Here is a 14,421-nt window from a genome sequence, read left to right as displayed (position 1 = left end):
GCGCTCTTAAAGGGATTCGTCTAGACCTGCCTGGACGACTTGTAGACGTTGACGCCGAGTTCGCGAATCTTCTTGCGCAGCGTGTTGCGGTTGAGCCCCAGCAATTCCGCAGCCTTGATCTGGTTACCGCGCGTTGCGGTCATCGAGGCGAGGACCAGCGGATATTCGACCTCGGAGAGGATTCGCTGATAGAGCCCGGCCGGGGGCAAGTCGCCGGCAAACGAGGCAAAATAGCGTTGCAGGAAATGCTCCACCGCCTGGCCGATGGAAAGGTCGTCGGGAATGAGGTTGCCGCCACCTGGAACGACAGGCCTTTCGCCGGTCTTCAACTCCGCCTCGATGATCTCCGCGGAGATCTCGTCCTGCGAATACAGTGCGGCCAGCCTGCGGATGAGATTTTCGAGTTCGCGCACATTACCGGGCCATGGGTAGCGCTTCATCAGCTCGATGCCGCCGGTGGAAATGCGCTTGGTCTGCAAGCCTTCACTGACGCCGAGCTTGAAGAAGTGGCGGACGAGGTCCGGAATGTCCTCCGAGCGCTCGCGCAGCGCCGGCAGCCTGAGTGGCACAACGTTCAAGCGGTAGAACAGGTCCTCGCGGAAAAGCCCCTGATTGATCAGCGTGCGCAGGTCCTTGTTGGTGGCAGCCACGATGCGCACGTCGGTCTTGATCGGCGTGCGGCCGCCGACCGTGGTGTATTCGCCCTGCTGCAGCACACGCAGCAGCCGCGTCTGCGCTTCCATCGGCATGTCGCCGATCTCGTCGAGGAAGAGCGTGCCGCCTTCGGCCTGCTCGAAACGGCCAGTGGAGCGGTTCTGTGCGCCAGTAAAGGCGCCCTTCTCGTGCCCGAATAGTTCCGATTCGATCAGGTCGCGTGGGATCGCCGCCATGTTGATGGCGACGAAGGGGCCACCACGACGACGGCCATATTCATGCAGCGCGCGCGCCACCAGTTCCTTGCCGGTACCCGATTCGCCCGAGATCATCACCGTCAGGTCGGTCTGCATCATGCGCGCCAGCATGCGGTAGATGTCCTGCATGGCCGCCGAGCGGCCGACCAGCGGCATCGTTTCAGGCGGCTCGTCGGCACGCGTATCGATCTTGGGCCGCCGCGGCTCGGAAAGCGCGCGGTTGACGATGTTGAGCAGTTCCGTCAGGTCGAACGGTTTCGGCAGATATTCATAGGCTCCGGTTTCGGAGGCCCGGATCGCGGTCATGAACGTGTTCTGCGCACTCATGACGATGACCGGCAGTTCCGGTCGCGCCTTCTTGATGCGCGGCAGCATGTCGAAGGCGTTCTCGTCGGGCATGACAACGTCGGTGATGACCAGATCGCCCTCGCCCGCCGCCACCCAGCGCCACAGCGTCGAGGCATTGGAGGTGACGCGCACGTCGTGACCGACGCGCGAAAGCGCCTGGTTGAGGACTGTGCGGATGGCCGCATCGTCGTCAGCGACGAGAATATTGCCGCGAACGGTCATTTGCGGTCTCCTTCACCGTCGTCGTCGGTGCCAAACTGGGTTTCTTTCCATGCCGGCATCAGGATACGGAAGGTGGTCCCGCGCGGCGTCGATTCGCATTCAATGATGCCGCCATGCTCGCCGACGATCTTTGCGACCAGCGCCAGACCGAGACCGGAGCCGTTCGGCTTGGTGGTGATGAAGGGATCGAACAGGATCGGCAGGATATCTTCGGAGACACCCGAACCGTTGTCACGCACGCAGAATTCCAATGGCAGCGACACGCGGTCCTGCGTTCCGGGCACAGAAACGCGAATGCCCGGGCGGAAGGCGGTCGACAGCATGATCTCGCCCTGTGGATCGCTGCCGATCGCCTCGGCGGCATTTTTTACCAGATTGAGGAAGACCTGGATGAGCTGGTCGCGATTGGCAAAAACCGGAGGCAATGATGGATCATAATCCTCCAATATCTTGATCCGCTTGGCAAAACCGTTCTTGGCGATTGCCTTGACATGGTCGAGCACGACATGGATGTTGACGGGGTAGCGGTCGATCGGCCGCTCGTCCGAAAACACCTCCATGCGGTCGACCAGCGAGACAATGCGATCGGTCTCGTCGGTGATCAGCCTGGTCAGTGCGCGATCCTCGTCGGACGCCGACAGTTCAAGCAGCTGCGCGGCACCACGAATGCCGGACAGCGGGTTCTTGATCTCATGGGCAAGCATCGCGGCAAGGCCGGTGACCGAGCGCGCCGCACCGCGATGCGTCATCTGCCGGTCGATCTTGTCGGCCATTGAGCGTTCCTGGAACATTACCACGACGGAGCCTGGAAATTCCGTCACAGGCGCGACGTAGAGATCGACCACCTTCTCGATGCCGAGCCGCGGCGACGACACGTCCACCCGGTATTCGTTGACTGGCGCCCGGCGCTCGCGCACCTGGTCGACAAGCGTCAGCAGCGGGCTGCCGAAAGGAATGAGCTTGTGCAGCGTGTTGCGGGCGAGCATCGTGGCGCTCGAACGGAAAAAATCCTCGGCATCGGCATTGGCGAAGGTGATGAAGCCTTGCGGATCGACCATGATCACCGGCCGACGAATGGTGTTGAGCACAATATGCGCGGCGTCCGCCATATCCGTGCTCTGTGTGACGGTGGCGTTCATGCCGCACTCCGCAGGTTCGCTGCTTCGGGAGCGCTTGAAAATACGTCGCGCAGCAAGGAAATGACGCGCCCAGGCTCGAAAGACGTGAGTATGGCCTTGCGCCGGTCGTCGCTTGTGGCGGCGTGGCGGTCGAGATACCAGCCGAGATGCTTGCGCGCCTGGCGCAATCCGCTTTCCACGCCATAGAGCGTCAGCATGTCTTCGTAATGGGCAATGACGTAATCGGTCAGCGCTTGCGGGCTTTCCGGCATGCCGGATACCGGCTCGGCCAGCGCGGCCGCTACAATGCTGCCGGCGGTCCACGGCGCGCCATAGTGCGCACGGCCGATCATCACCGCGTCGGCGCCGGATTGGTCAAGGATCGACGCAGCCTCTGCCGGCGAGCCGACATCGCCATTGGCAACCACAGGGATCGAGACGGCCTGCTTGACGCGTGCGATGGCACGCCAGTCGGCCGTGCCCTGATAGAACTGGCAACGTGTGCGGCCATGCACCGTCACCATCATCACCCCGGCCTGCTCGGCGCGTCGCGCCAGCATCGGCGCGTTGAGCGCGCCTTCGTCCCAGCCGAGCCGCATTTTGACCGTGACCGGCACGTCGACCGCGCCGACTACCGCTTCGATCAGCGACAGCGCGTGGTCGAGATCTCGCATCAGTGCCGAACCGGCATAGCCGCCCGTCACCTTTTTGGCCGGACAGCCCATGTTGATGTCGACGATGTCGGCGCCTTCGCCGGCTGCGATTCGCGCGCCCTCGGCCATGTGCGCCGCCTCACGGCCGGCAAGCTGGACCATGTGGACAGGCAGCCCGGAATGACGGATGCGCAGGCCCGAGCCAGCCCTGCCCTTTGCAAGCTCGCCGCTCGCCACCATTTCCGATACGACCAGCCCGGCGCCATGCGCATGGGCGCGTTGCCGGAACGGTTCGTCGGTGATGCCCGACATGGGCGCGAGAAATACGCGATTGCGGATTCTCACGCCACCCACATCCAGCGGCGAAGCCAATTTGGTCACATCAGGCATGCACAAAAACCAAGCACCTTCGGTTGCTGCACATTCTCTAGCCAGAACGGCGGCAATGTGCAACGCGCAATGTCGTGACATTAAGGCGCATTTGGGAAAAAAGGATCGCCGGATAGCATCAATCCTAGGTCTTCCGAAAGCGATACCACTTTTCGGGATCATGCGCTAAGCGTCTCGGCATGAGAGATGTGAGCGAAAAGCAAGCTGCGGACGACAAGGTCGCGGTGGTCATCGTTGCCGCCGGCCGCGGCGCGCGCGCCGGACAGGCCAATGGGCCGAAGCAGTACCAGCAGATTGGCGGCGGCGCCGTTATCGCACGCACGCTCGACGCCTTTCTGACGCATCCGAAGATTGGACCTGTCGTCGTTGCTATCCATGCCGACGACGGCGCGCTTTTCCGCCGTGCGGCCGGTGCGAACGCCGACCGTGTCGTCGCGGTGACCGGCGGTACGTCACGGCAGGAGTCCGTCCGCCTTGGACTGCTGGCGTTGAGAAGCAATGCGCCGGGCCGGGTCTTGATCCATGATGCGGCCCGGCCGTTTGTCGATGCGGAACTGATAGACCGCACGATCGCCGCCATTGGCGAGCGCCAGGGGGCACTGCCTGCCTTGCCCGTTGCCGATACGCTCAAGCGCGAAACGGCCGAAGGCATGATCGGCGAAACCGTGTCCAGGGCCGGGCTTCATGCCGCACAGACACCGCAAGGCTTTCCGTTCTGGCCGATCCTGGCTGCGCACGAAAAGGCTCATCATCTGGGCAAAGCGGATTTCACCGACGATGCGGCAATCGCCGAATGGGCGCATATTCCGGTGAAGATCGTTCCCGGCTCGCCGGACAACGTCAAACTGACCTGGGCACGGGATATTGCAATGGCGGATCAGCGGCTTTCCAGCGCCCCGCGTTTTCCCGACATCCGAACCGGCAATGGCTATGACGTCCATGCGTTCGTGCCCGGCGACCATGTCACCCTGTGCGGCGTCGCCATTCCACACGATAGGAAGTTGTCCGGCCATTCGGATGCCGATGTCGGTCTCCACGCCTTGACCGACGCCCTGCTCGCCACCTGCGGCGCCGGTGACATCGGCACGCATTTCCCGCCCTCCGACCCGCAGTGGAAAGGGGCCGCTTCACGCATCTTCGTCGAACACGCGGTGAAGCTGGTGCGCGCGCGCGGCGGACGCATCGCCAACGCCGATATCACCCTGATCTGCGAGGCGCCGCGCGTCGGCCCGCATCGCGAGGCCATGACCGAAGCGCTTTCGGCAATGCTGCGAATTTCGCGCGATCGCATCTCGATCAAGGCGACAACCAATGAGAAGCTCGGCTTCGTCGGCCGTGAGGAAGGCATAGCGGCCATCGCGACTGCCAGCGTTGTGTTTCCAGGGGATGTCCCTGAATGAGCAATAGCGGTCTCGCAGATGCCCTGCTTAAGGCCTGCCAGCAGCGCGGCATGATGCTGGCGACGGCGGAGAGCTGCACCGGCGGCATGATCATCGCCGCGCTGACCAACATCGCCGGCTCTTCCGCGGTGGTCGATCGCGGCTTCATCACCTATTCCAACCAGGCCAAGACCGAGATGCTCGGCGTCTCGGCCGCTACGCTCGAGGCGCACGGCGCGGTCTCGCGCGAGACTGCGGTGGAGATGGCGGCCGGAGCCTTGGCGCATTCGCCGGCCGGGCTCGCCCTGGCGGTGACCGGCATCGCCGGTCCGGACGGCGGCTCTCCGGAAAAACCTGTCGGCCTGGTCTGGTTCGGCGTTGCCGTGGCTGGCCGGCCGGTAGTCAGCGAATGCCAGCTGTTCGCCGACAAGGGCCGCGATTACATCCGCCGGGAGACGGTCCGTCATGCGCTTGAACTGGGTCTGCGCGCGCTCGCTGCGGATCAGGCCGTCGATGGCGCGCCGTAGATGATTTCGGCCCGTTTCTCGAACGCCTCGGAGAACATACGGAAGGCGCGGTCGAACATGGTTCCCATGAGCGCACCCAGAATGCGGCTCTTGAACTCATAGTCGATAAAGAAACGGACGTTGCAACCAGCGCCGTCCGCCGGGTCGAAGCGCCAGACATTGCTCAGATATTTGAAAGGGCCGTCGATGTATTTGACATCTATGGCGTTCTCGTCCGGCTTCAGCAGCACCTGCGTGGTAAAGGTCTCGCGGATCGCCTTGTAGCCGATGCTCATGTCGGCGATGAGCAAGGTGCGCCCGTCGCGTTCCTTGCGTGAGCGAACCGTCAGTGCCTCGCAAAGCGGCAGGAATTGCGGATAGGATTCGACATCGGCGACCAGAGCGAACATCTGCTCCGGCGTATGCGCAACGCGGCGATGGGCTTCGAATTGTGGCATAAAACCAGTGTTAGGCGGACTTTTTGAGAAACGCTTCGCGCGCCGCGCGCAACCTGGCAAAGTCGTCCCCGGCATGGTGCGACGAGCGCGTCAGCGGGCTCGACGCTACCAGCAGGAAGCCTTTGGTCCTGCCGATCGTCTCAAAGGACTTGAATTCCTCCGGCGTGACGAAGCGGATCACCGGATGGTGCTTCTTCGACGGCTGCAGATATTGGCCGATGGTCATGAAGTCGACATTGGCCGAACGCAAATCGTCCATCAGCTGCAGGATTTCGTTCCGCTCCTCGCCAAGGCCGACCATGATGCCGGACTTGGTGAAGATCGAGGGGTCAAGCTCCTTGACCCGCTGCAAGAGCCTGATCGAGTGGAAATAGCGCGCGCCCGGCCGAACCGTTAGATAGTTAGACGGCACGGTCTCGAGATTATGGTTGAAAACATCCGGCCTGGCCGCCACCACGATCTCCAGCGCACCGTCCTTGCGCAGGAAATCGGGCGTCAGGATTTCGATCGTCGTCGACGGGGTTGCTGCCCTGATCGCACGGATGACATCGGCAAAATGCTGGGCCCCGCCGTCGGCCAGATCGTCGCGATCGACGGAGGTGATGACGACATGGCTCAAGCCCATTTGCTTGACCGCATGCGCGACGCGCGCCGGCTCGTCGGGATCGAGTGCGGTCGGGATGCCGGTGGCGACATTGCAAAAGGCGCAGGCCCGCGTGCAGATCTCGCCCATGATCATGAAGGTGGCGTGCTTCTTCTCCCAGCACTCGCCGATATTGGGGCAGCCCGCCTCTTCGCAAACCGTCACCAGTTTGTGAGACTTCACGATTTCGCGCGTCTCGGCATAGCCTTTCGACATCGGCGCCTTGACGCGGATCCAGTCAGGCTTGCGCAGTACGTCCTGATCCGGCTTGTGCGCCTTTTCGGGATGCCGCAGGCGCGGCGCATTGGCAATCGTGTCGAGGACGGTGACCATGTGAAACCCGGCTCATTGGCAAGCGCTTGTCCAGCGCTCGCTCTACCCACTCATCTAGGACTTTTCGGCGAAAAGAAAAAGGCCGCGATCACGCATGCCGCGGTGACCTTTTTCGCATAGCAAGTGCCGACAGAGGTTAGCGGCGCACCAGTCGTCCGACCGCAATCAGAATGCAGGCACCGACGAAGCCGGTGATCAGATAGGCTATCCAGCCGACGCCGAAGATGCCGATGTTCAGGGCCTGCAAGATGGCGTTCAACACGATTGCGCCGACAATGCCGAGAATGATGTTCATGAGGATGCCGGTATTGCTCTTCATGACCATCTCGGCCAGCCACCCCGCCAGGCCACCGATGATGATGGCTGCAACCCAGCCCACGCCGTTCATTTCCATATGCCCTCTCCTTGTATGATGGATGATGCCTGCGAAACGAATTGCTCTGCCGTCGAGTTCCTCTGTGTCTTCCGTGTGAGACTCGCCCCAACTAATTTATCATGCATTCAGTGCGCGACCATAGGCGTCGAGTACACTCTCCTTCATCATCTCCGACAGCGTCGGGTGCGGGAAGATCGTGTGCATCAGCTCTTCCTCGGTGGTCTCCAGATTCATCGCCACGACGAAGCCCTGGATCAGTTCGGTTACTTCTGCGCCGACCATGTGGGCACCCAGCAACTGGCTGGTCTTCTTGTCGAAAATGATCTTGACGAAACCTTGGTCTTCGCCCAGCGCAATCGCCTTGCCGTTTGCGGCGAACTGGAAGCGGCCGACGCGGATGTCCTTGCCATCGGCTTTCGCTTTGGCTTCCGTCAGTCCGACCGAGGCGACTTGCGGATTGCAATAGGTGCAGCCCGGGATCTTCAGCTTGTCGATGGCATGCACGCCGGGGAAATTGGCGATCTTTTCCACACAGACCACGCCCTCATGCTCGGCCTTGTGGGCGAGCATCGGCGGTCCGGCAACGTCGCCGATGGCGTAGACGCCCGGCACATTTGTCTTGCCGTAGCCGTCGACGACGACGCAACCGCGGTCCGTCTTCACGCCGAGCGTCTCGAGGCCGAGGTTTTCGATGTTACCCTGTACGCCGACGGCCGAGATCATACGATCGGCGGTGATCTTCTCGACCTTGCCGTCCTTCATCTCGACATGCGCCGTGACCGAGTTAGTGCCCTGCTCGACCTTGGTCACCTTGGCTTCTAGAATGATCTTCATGCCCTGCTTCTCGAACTGCTTCTGCGCGAATTTCGAGACCTCGGCGTCCTCGACCGGCATCACAGCCGGCAGCAGTTCGACCACCGTCACCTCGGCGCCCATGGTGCGGTAGAACGAGGCGAACTCGATGCCGATGGCGCCCGAGCCCATCACCAGCAGCGATTTCGGCATCTCTTTCGGCACCATGGCCTCGAAATAGGTCCAGATCAACTTGCCGTCCGGCTCGATGCCGGGCAATGCGCGCGGCCTCGCTCCGGTCGCCAGAATGATATGCTTGGCGCTGTAGGTGCCCTCGCCCTTGACGCCCTTGGGCGCCGGCGGCTGCGGCTCCATCGGCTTCTTCGACGATTTCGACACGACGATCTCGCCAGGTTTGGTCAGCTTGGCTTCGCCCCAGATGACGTCAACCTTGTTCTTTTTCATCAGGAAGCCGACGCCGCCGTTGAGCCGCAGCGAGACCTTTCGCGAGCGATCGACGACGGCGGCTGTGTCGACGCTGACCTTGCCATCGATCTTCAGGCCGTAGTCCTTCAGATGATCCGAATAGTGCATGATCTCGGCGGAGCGCAGCAGCGCTTTGGTCGGAATGCAGCCCCAGTTGAGGCAGATGCCGCCCAAGTGCTCGCGCTCGACGATCGCCGTCTTGAAGCCAAGCTGGGCCGAACGCACTGCAGTGACATAGCCGCCGGGGCCGGAGCCGATGATGATGACGTCGTAGTTCTCAGCCACGGCTTTCTCCTTCACAATTCCAACATGAGGCGCACGAGCGGCGCCAGCGCTTGCCCGACGTTCCGCGTGTTTTCCGCGTCCAGGTGGACGCCGTCGAGCGGCGTGGTTTTGGCCACCGTGCCGGCATCGAAGAAGCCGCAGCCGGCCTCGTCGGCAAGGGCGGAATATTGCGGCGCCAGCCGCTTTGACGCGTCATCGCCGCCGGCGAACATTTCCTTGAACTCGGCGTTTTCCGTGCGGCTGACTACGGGCGGCGCGACGATCAGGATCTGCGGCGCCGGCCAATCGAACGGGTAATCGTGACCGCGCACGATGTCGATCAGGCGTTGCATGCCTTGTTTGGCCGCGACCGGATTACCGTGAATCCACGGCTTCATATCGTTGGCTCCGAGCATGATGACGATCAAGTCGATCGGTGCGTGCGTCGTCAGGATTGTTGGCAACAGCCTTGCGCCATTGCGGTCCGCCCCGGCCAAGTGATCGTCGAAGGCGGTGGTTCGGCCATTCAGGCCTTCGGCGATGACCTCGACGCCGCTGCCCAATGTTGCCTGCAGCACGCTCGGCCAGCGATCCGCCGGCGGATGACGGCCGAGGTTTGCCGCGTCATAGCCCCAGGTCAGCGAATCGCCGTAGCAGAGGACCGTCTTCATGTGCCTGCCCCGCCGAAACCTGGTTGCGAGCGCGCCAATCGCCAGCGCACGAAAAGCCACTGGACCAGCACTGTAGCGATGCCCGGCAGAACGAGACCGGCGACTACGGGAAGATCGCCCGACCACTGGCTCTTGCCTGGGGGCTGGGAGAAAGTCCAGCCGATCAGGGCAACTCCAACGAGCACAAAAAACGCTACCCCTATGGTCGCCGTCAGCTTTGTTGCCCGTCGTGGGTCCGACATGAATTGTGCGATGAAGAACGCGACCGTCACGAGGACGGTGACGAGAACCGAGATCATGAACACAAGGATGTACTCTACGTCGGCATTGGTGGCGACGGCGAGCCACTGCGCCACCAATCCGCCCGCCAAACCGGAAAGAAAAAAGGCAAAAAGGCTGGTGAAGAATTTCCGCACCGCCCTGTTCCCCTCTCTTAAACCAGCATGCCCATCGGGTTTTCGACCATGCGTTTGAAGGCGACGAGCAACTCGGCGCCGAGCGCACCGTCGACGGCGCGGTGATCGGTCGACAACGTCACCGACATGATCGTGGCGATCTTGATCTCGCCGTTCTTCACCACTGCGCGTTGCTCGCCGGCGCCGACCGCCAGGATCGTCGCATGCGGCGGGTTGATGACGGCAGAAAAATCCTTGACGCCGAACATACCGAGATTGGACACCGCCGTGGTGCCGCCCTGATATTCTTCCGGTTTCAGCTTGCGACTACGGGCGCGGCCGGCAAGATCCTTCATCTCGTTGGAGATGACGGACAGCGTCTTTTCATCGGCACGCCGGATGATCGGGGTGATCAGGCCGCCGGGGATCGACACGGCAACGCCGACATCGGCATGCTTGTGCTTGACCATGGCGTTTTCTGTCCACGACACATTGGCATCCGGCACCGCCATCAGCGCCATGGCCAGAGCCTTGATAACCATGTCGTTGACCGAAAGCTTGTAGGCCGGCGTTTCGCCCTTCTCGGTCTTCTTCGCCGGGGCGGCCGCATTGATCTGCGTGCGCAGGGCCAGAAGCGCGTCGAGCTCGCAGTCGAGCGTCAGATAGAAATGCGGGATGGTGGTTTTGGCCTCGACCAGCCGCCGCGCAATGGTCTTGCGCATATTGTCGTGGGGGACCAGCTCGTAGGAGCCTTCGGCAAACAGTTTGAGCACCTGCTCGTCGGACATTGGTTTGGGTGCTGCGGCCGCAGGCGCCGGAGCGCCGGCGGGCGCCGCTTTTGCTGCTGGTGCCGCCTTGGCGCCGCCACTGGAAATTGCGGCATCGACATCGGCCTTTACCACGCGGCCGCGGGGGCCGGAGCCTGTCAGCGCCGCGACATCTATACCAGCTTCGCTGGCGATGCGCCGGGCCAGCGGCGAGGCGAAGATGCGCTCACCGTTTGCGTGGCCGTTGGCGACCGGCACCGCGTCCGCCTTAGGCGTAGGTGCGGCAGGCTCCTGCTTCGACGCTTCGGGCTTTGATGTTTCCGCTTTGGCGGCTTCCGCTTTCGGAGCCTCAGCCTTGGCCGGCGCAGCGCCATCACCGCTTTTGACGGCAGAAGCAGCATCCTCCCCCTCAGCCGCCAATACCGCGATCAGCGCATTGACCTTGACGCCTTCAGTGCCGGCCGGAACCACCAGCTTGGCAACCGTGCCTTCGTCGACGGCTTCGACTTCCATCGTTGCCTTGTCCGTCTCGATCTCGGCAATCACGTCGCCCGGCGAGACCTTGTCGCCTTCCTTGACCAGCCACTTGGAAAGGTTGCCCTCTTCCATTGTGGGCGAAAGCGCCGGCATGGTGATGTTGATCGGCATTTTGTCCTCCCGCCCTGCTCAGCGATACGTGACGGCTTTGACCGCCTCGACGACCTCGCCGACATTGGGCAGCGCCAGCTTTTCGAGGTTCGCCGCATAGGGCATCGGCACGTCCTTGCCGGCAATTGTAATGACCGGTGCATCGAGGAAATCGAAGGCGCGCTGCGAGACCTGATTGGCGACATGGTCGCCGACCGAGTTCTGCGGAAAGCCTTCCTCGACCACCACGAGGCGATTGGTCTTTTTGACCGAGGCGATGATCGTGTCGAAGTCGAGCGGGCGGATGGTGCGCAAGTCGATTATCTCGGCATCGATGCCCATGCCGCGCAACTCCGCCTCGGCCTTGATCACGTAGGTCATACCGATGCCGAACGAGACGATGGTCACGTCCTTGCCGGATTTGTGAATGCGCGCCTTGCCGATCGGCAGCACGAAATCGTCCATCTTCGGCACGTCGAAGGAGTGGCCGTAAAGGATTTCGTTCTCGAGGAAGATGACCGGGTTCGGGTCACGGATCGCCGCCTTGAGCAGACCCTTGGCGTCGGCGGCGGTATAGGGCATCACCACCTTCAACCCGGGAACATGGCTGTACCAGGCGGCATAGCATTGCGAATGCTGCGCGGCGACGCGGGCAGCCGCGCCGTTCGGGCCGCGAAAGACGATCGGGGCGCCCATCTGGCCGCCGGACATGTAGAGCGTCTTGGCGGCTGAATTGATGATCTGGTCGATCGCCTGCATGGCGAAGTTGAAGGTCATGAATTCGACGATCGGCTTCAGGCCGGCCATCGCCGCGCCAACACCAACGCCGGCAAAGCCGTGCTCGGTGATCGGCGTGTCGACTACGCGCCGCGGACCGAATTCCTGCAACAGGCCTTGTGTGATCTTGTAGGCGCCCTGGTACTCGGCGACTTCCTCGCCCATGACGAAGACGTCGCCGTCGCGGCGCATTTCCTCAGCCATTGCGTCGCGCAACGCTTCACGCACCGTGGTCGAGACCATTTCGGTGCCGGCCGGGATGTCCGGATCGGCGGCAATTTCCAGCCTGGGTGCGGCGGCAACAGGTGCTGCCGCTTCGCTCTTGGCCGGAGCAGCAACGGGGGGCGGAGCAGCCGCGGGCGCTGCCGCTTGCGACACGACAGCCTCCTCGCCAATGCCTTCGCCCGCCTCGTCGATGTCTTCGCCATCGACGGCCAGCACAGCGATCAGTGTGTTGACCTTGACGCCTTCGGTGCCGGCAGGAACCACGATCTTGGCAAGCGTGCCGTCGTCGACGGCTTCGACTTCCATCGTTGCCTTGTCGGTCTCGATTTCGGCAATGGCGTCACCGGCCGCGACCTTGTCGCCTTCTTTCTTCAACCACTTCGAAACATTACCCTCTTCCATGGTCGGCGAGAGGGCGGGCATGAGAATTTCGATCGGCATGTCCTTGCCCTCTCGTTAAAGTACGATGTCGGTCCAGAGCTCGGACGGATCTGGCTCCGCGTCGTTCTGGGCAAATTCTGCGGCGTCGGCGACAACGTCGCGGACTTCCTTGTCGATGGCCTTGAGTTCGTCCTCGCTTGCCCATTTCTTATCGAGCAGCCGCGCCTTGACCTGCTCGATCGGGTCACGTTCGGAGCGCATTTTCTGCACTTCTTCCTTGGAGCGGTATTTAGCCGGATCCGACATCGAATGGCCGCGGTAACGATAGGTCTGCATTTCGAGAATGAGCGGCCCGTTGCCGGCGCGGCACCATTCGGCGGCGAGGTCGCCGGCTGCCTTTACAGCGCGCACATCCATGCCGTCGACCTGGATGCCTGGAATCTTGAAGGACGCGCCGCGGTGCGAGAAATCCGTCTCGGCCGACGAGCGCGAGACCGAGGTGCCCATGGCGTAGCGGTTGTTCTCGATGATGTAGATCACCGGAAGCTTCCACAGCGAGGCCATGTTGAAGCTTTCGTAGACTTGGCCTTGATTCGCCGCGCCATCGCCGAAATAGGTCAGCGTCACATTGTTGTTGCCGCGATAGCGGTTGGCGAACGCAATGCCGGTGCCGAGCGACACTTGCGCGCCGACGATGCCGTGGCCGCCGTAAAAATGCTTCTCCTTGGAGAACATGTGCATCGAGCCGCCCTTGCCTCTGGACAGGCCGCTACGGCGCCCGGTCAGTTCGGCCATGACGCCGCGCGGCGACAACTCCATGGCCAGCATATGACCATGGTCGCGATAGGCGGTGATCATCTGGTCGCCATCGATCAGCGCCATCTTCATGCCGGTAACGACCGCTTCCTGCCCGATGTAGAGGTGGCAGAAACCGCCGATGAAGCCCATGCCGTAAAGCTGGCCGGCCTTTTCCTCGAAGCGGCGGATGAGCAGCATGCGCCGGTAGGCGGCAAGCTCCTGGTCTTTGGTGAATTCAACAGGCTTTGGGGTGGAAAGGCCCGGCGTTTTGCCGTCCGATTTGGATTTGGCAGGCGCTTTTCTGGTGGCGGTGGCCATGCATCACTCCCTGTTGGCGTCTCTTGGCGGACAGCGAGGGAGATCAGTTCTCCCACCGATTTGAGGCAGGCTAACATGCAGGGAAGGCTTTCGCCATGCCGAAAACGCATGGCTGTCATGCATCTAAGCAATTAAAATCATTGCAAATATCACCGATTAACTGAAATCCGGTTATCTTGCAACCGGCAGCATGATGGTGATCTCGTCCGCGTGGGACAGATTAAGCGCCTTGCGCGCCTGCTCGTCCAGCATGTCCTTCTCCAGGGTGCCCTCATGCATCAGCTGAACGCGGCGCTCGAGATCGATCCGGCGCGCCCTGACGGCATCGAGCCTGCCCTGCAATTCGGCAGTCTCAGCTTCGAGCTGATACTTGGAATAGATGCCGAACTCGCCATGATAGGCATGGAAGCCGAAATAAGTCAGGAACACCACGCAGAGCGAGGGGATGATCAGCCGGCCGGTGTTTCTTTGCTTGTGCTGGCGTGTCCACATGGTCCGAATCCTCTACGCCGCCTTTGTCGCCCGATTGTGCTTAATGGACGGTTACAGCCTGTTGGATTCAGAGCCAGGAAGCAAAAAAGGG

15 protein-coding genes are annotated in these 14,421 nt (G+C 62.0%); 2 read left to right on the top strand and 13 right to left on the bottom strand.

What is annotated here, in order from left to right; translation table 11 throughout:
- Positions 1–20 precede the first annotated feature (20 nt).
- From ntrC to dusB, 3 genes are read right to left on the bottom strand one after another with little or no spacing between them, the layout of a single operon-like run.
- On the bottom strand, positions 21–1,481 hold the full coding sequence (gene ntrC, locus NKJ81_RS24400; protein ID WP_254817199.1) for a nitrogen regulation protein NR(I): 1,461 nt from the start codon (positions 1,479–1,481) through the stop codon (positions 21–23).
- A complete protein-coding gene (locus NKJ81_RS24395; RefSeq protein WP_023675075.1) occupies positions 1,478–2,620 on the bottom strand; it encodes a two-component system sensor histidine kinase NtrB in 1,143 nt (380 codons plus the stop codon). Before NKJ81_RS24395 ends, ntrC begins: the two co-directional genes overlap by 4 nt.
- Complete coding sequence (gene dusB, locus NKJ81_RS24390; protein ID WP_352542008.1) at positions 2,617–3,642, bottom strand: tRNA dihydrouridine synthase DusB; 1,026 nt, start codon at positions 3,640–3,642, stop codon at positions 2,617–2,619. Before dusB ends, NKJ81_RS24395 begins: the two co-directional genes overlap by 4 nt.
- Before the next feature lie 179 nt (positions 3,643–3,821).
- Between dusB and NKJ81_RS24385 the strand changes: the two genes are divergently transcribed.
- Both NKJ81_RS24385 and NKJ81_RS24380 read left to right on the top strand, forming a co-directional pair.
- Positions 3,822–5,042: a bifunctional 2-C-methyl-D-erythritol 4-phosphate cytidylyltransferase/2-C-methyl-D-erythritol 2,4-cyclodiphosphate synthase gene (locus NKJ81_RS24385; protein ID WP_352542007.1), complete on the top strand. Its 1,221-nt coding sequence runs from the start codon at positions 3,822–3,824 to the stop codon at positions 5,040–5,042.
- Entirely contained in the window at positions 5,039–5,548 is a 510-nt protein-coding gene (locus tag NKJ81_RS24380) for a CinA family protein (protein ID WP_352542006.1), read from the top strand. The genes NKJ81_RS24385 and NKJ81_RS24380 overlap by 4 nt, the downstream gene beginning before the upstream one ends.
- Here the strand turns inward: NKJ81_RS24380 and NKJ81_RS24375 are convergent.
- From NKJ81_RS24375 to NKJ81_RS24330, 10 genes are all read right to left on the bottom strand, one after another.
- Positions 5,524–5,985 (bottom strand): type II toxin-antitoxin system RatA family toxin, encoded by a 462-nt coding sequence (locus NKJ81_RS24375; RefSeq protein ID WP_352542005.1) that lies wholly within the window; start codon positions 5,983–5,985, stop codon positions 5,524–5,526. The genes NKJ81_RS24380 and NKJ81_RS24375 overlap by 25 nt on opposite strands.
- A 10-nt stretch (positions 5,986–5,995) precedes the next feature.
- Positions 5,996–6,961: a lipoyl synthase gene (lipA, locus tag NKJ81_RS24370; RefSeq protein WP_352471839.1), complete on the bottom strand. Its 966-nt coding sequence runs from the start codon at positions 6,959–6,961 to the stop codon at positions 5,996–5,998.
- 136 nt (positions 6,962–7,097) lie between these two features.
- On the bottom strand, positions 7,098–7,355 hold the full coding sequence (locus tag NKJ81_RS24365) for a GlsB/YeaQ/YmgE family stress response membrane protein (protein ID WP_352542004.1): 258 nt from the start codon (positions 7,353–7,355) through the stop codon (positions 7,098–7,100).
- A 99-nt stretch (positions 7,356–7,454) separates the two neighbouring features.
- Positions 7,455–8,900 (bottom strand): dihydrolipoyl dehydrogenase, encoded by a 1,446-nt coding sequence (gene lpdA / locus NKJ81_RS24360; RefSeq protein WP_352542003.1) that lies wholly within the window; start codon positions 8,898–8,900, stop codon positions 7,455–7,457.
- Positions 8,901–8,911: 11 nt separating this feature from the next.
- Positions 8,912–9,550 (bottom strand): SGNH/GDSL hydrolase family protein, encoded by a 639-nt coding sequence (locus NKJ81_RS24355; RefSeq protein ID WP_352502931.1) that lies wholly within the window; start codon positions 9,548–9,550, stop codon positions 8,912–8,914.
- Entirely contained in the window at positions 9,547–9,966 is a 420-nt protein-coding gene (locus NKJ81_RS24350; protein WP_352448942.1) for a hypothetical protein, read from the bottom strand. The genes NKJ81_RS24355 and NKJ81_RS24350 overlap by 4 nt, the downstream gene beginning before the upstream one ends.
- Before the next feature lie 17 nt (positions 9,967–9,983).
- Positions 9,984–11,360 carry a pyruvate dehydrogenase complex dihydrolipoamide acetyltransferase gene (locus NKJ81_RS24345; protein WP_352542002.1) on the bottom strand — a complete coding sequence of 459 codons (1,377 nt, stop codon included), beginning with the start codon at positions 11,358–11,360 and terminating at the stop codon, positions 9,984–9,986.
- An 18-nt stretch (positions 11,361–11,378) separates the two neighbouring features.
- A complete protein-coding gene (locus tag NKJ81_RS24340) occupies positions 11,379–12,782 on the bottom strand; it encodes a pyruvate dehydrogenase complex E1 component subunit beta (RefSeq protein WP_352542001.1) in 1,404 nt (467 codons plus the stop codon).
- 15 nt (positions 12,783–12,797) lie between these two features.
- Positions 12,798–13,838 carry a pyruvate dehydrogenase (acetyl-transferring) E1 component subunit alpha gene (pdhA, locus tag NKJ81_RS24335; RefSeq protein ID WP_352502934.1) on the bottom strand — a complete coding sequence of 347 codons (1,041 nt, stop codon included), beginning with the start codon at positions 13,836–13,838 and terminating at the stop codon, positions 12,798–12,800.
- Positions 13,839–14,009: 171 nt separating this feature from the next.
- Positions 14,010–14,330 (bottom strand): FtsB family cell division protein, encoded by a 321-nt coding sequence (locus tag NKJ81_RS24330; RefSeq protein WP_023675088.1) that lies wholly within the window; start codon positions 14,328–14,330, stop codon positions 14,010–14,012.
- Positions 14,331–14,421 lie beyond the last annotated feature (91 nt).

Origin of the sequence: Mesorhizobium sp. M0018 (assembly GCF_040323955.1) — a bacterium.
Classification (GTDB): domain Bacteria; phylum Pseudomonadota; class Alphaproteobacteria; order Rhizobiales; family Rhizobiaceae; genus Mesorhizobium.
This window is presented reverse-complemented; position numbering and strand designations above follow the sequence as displayed.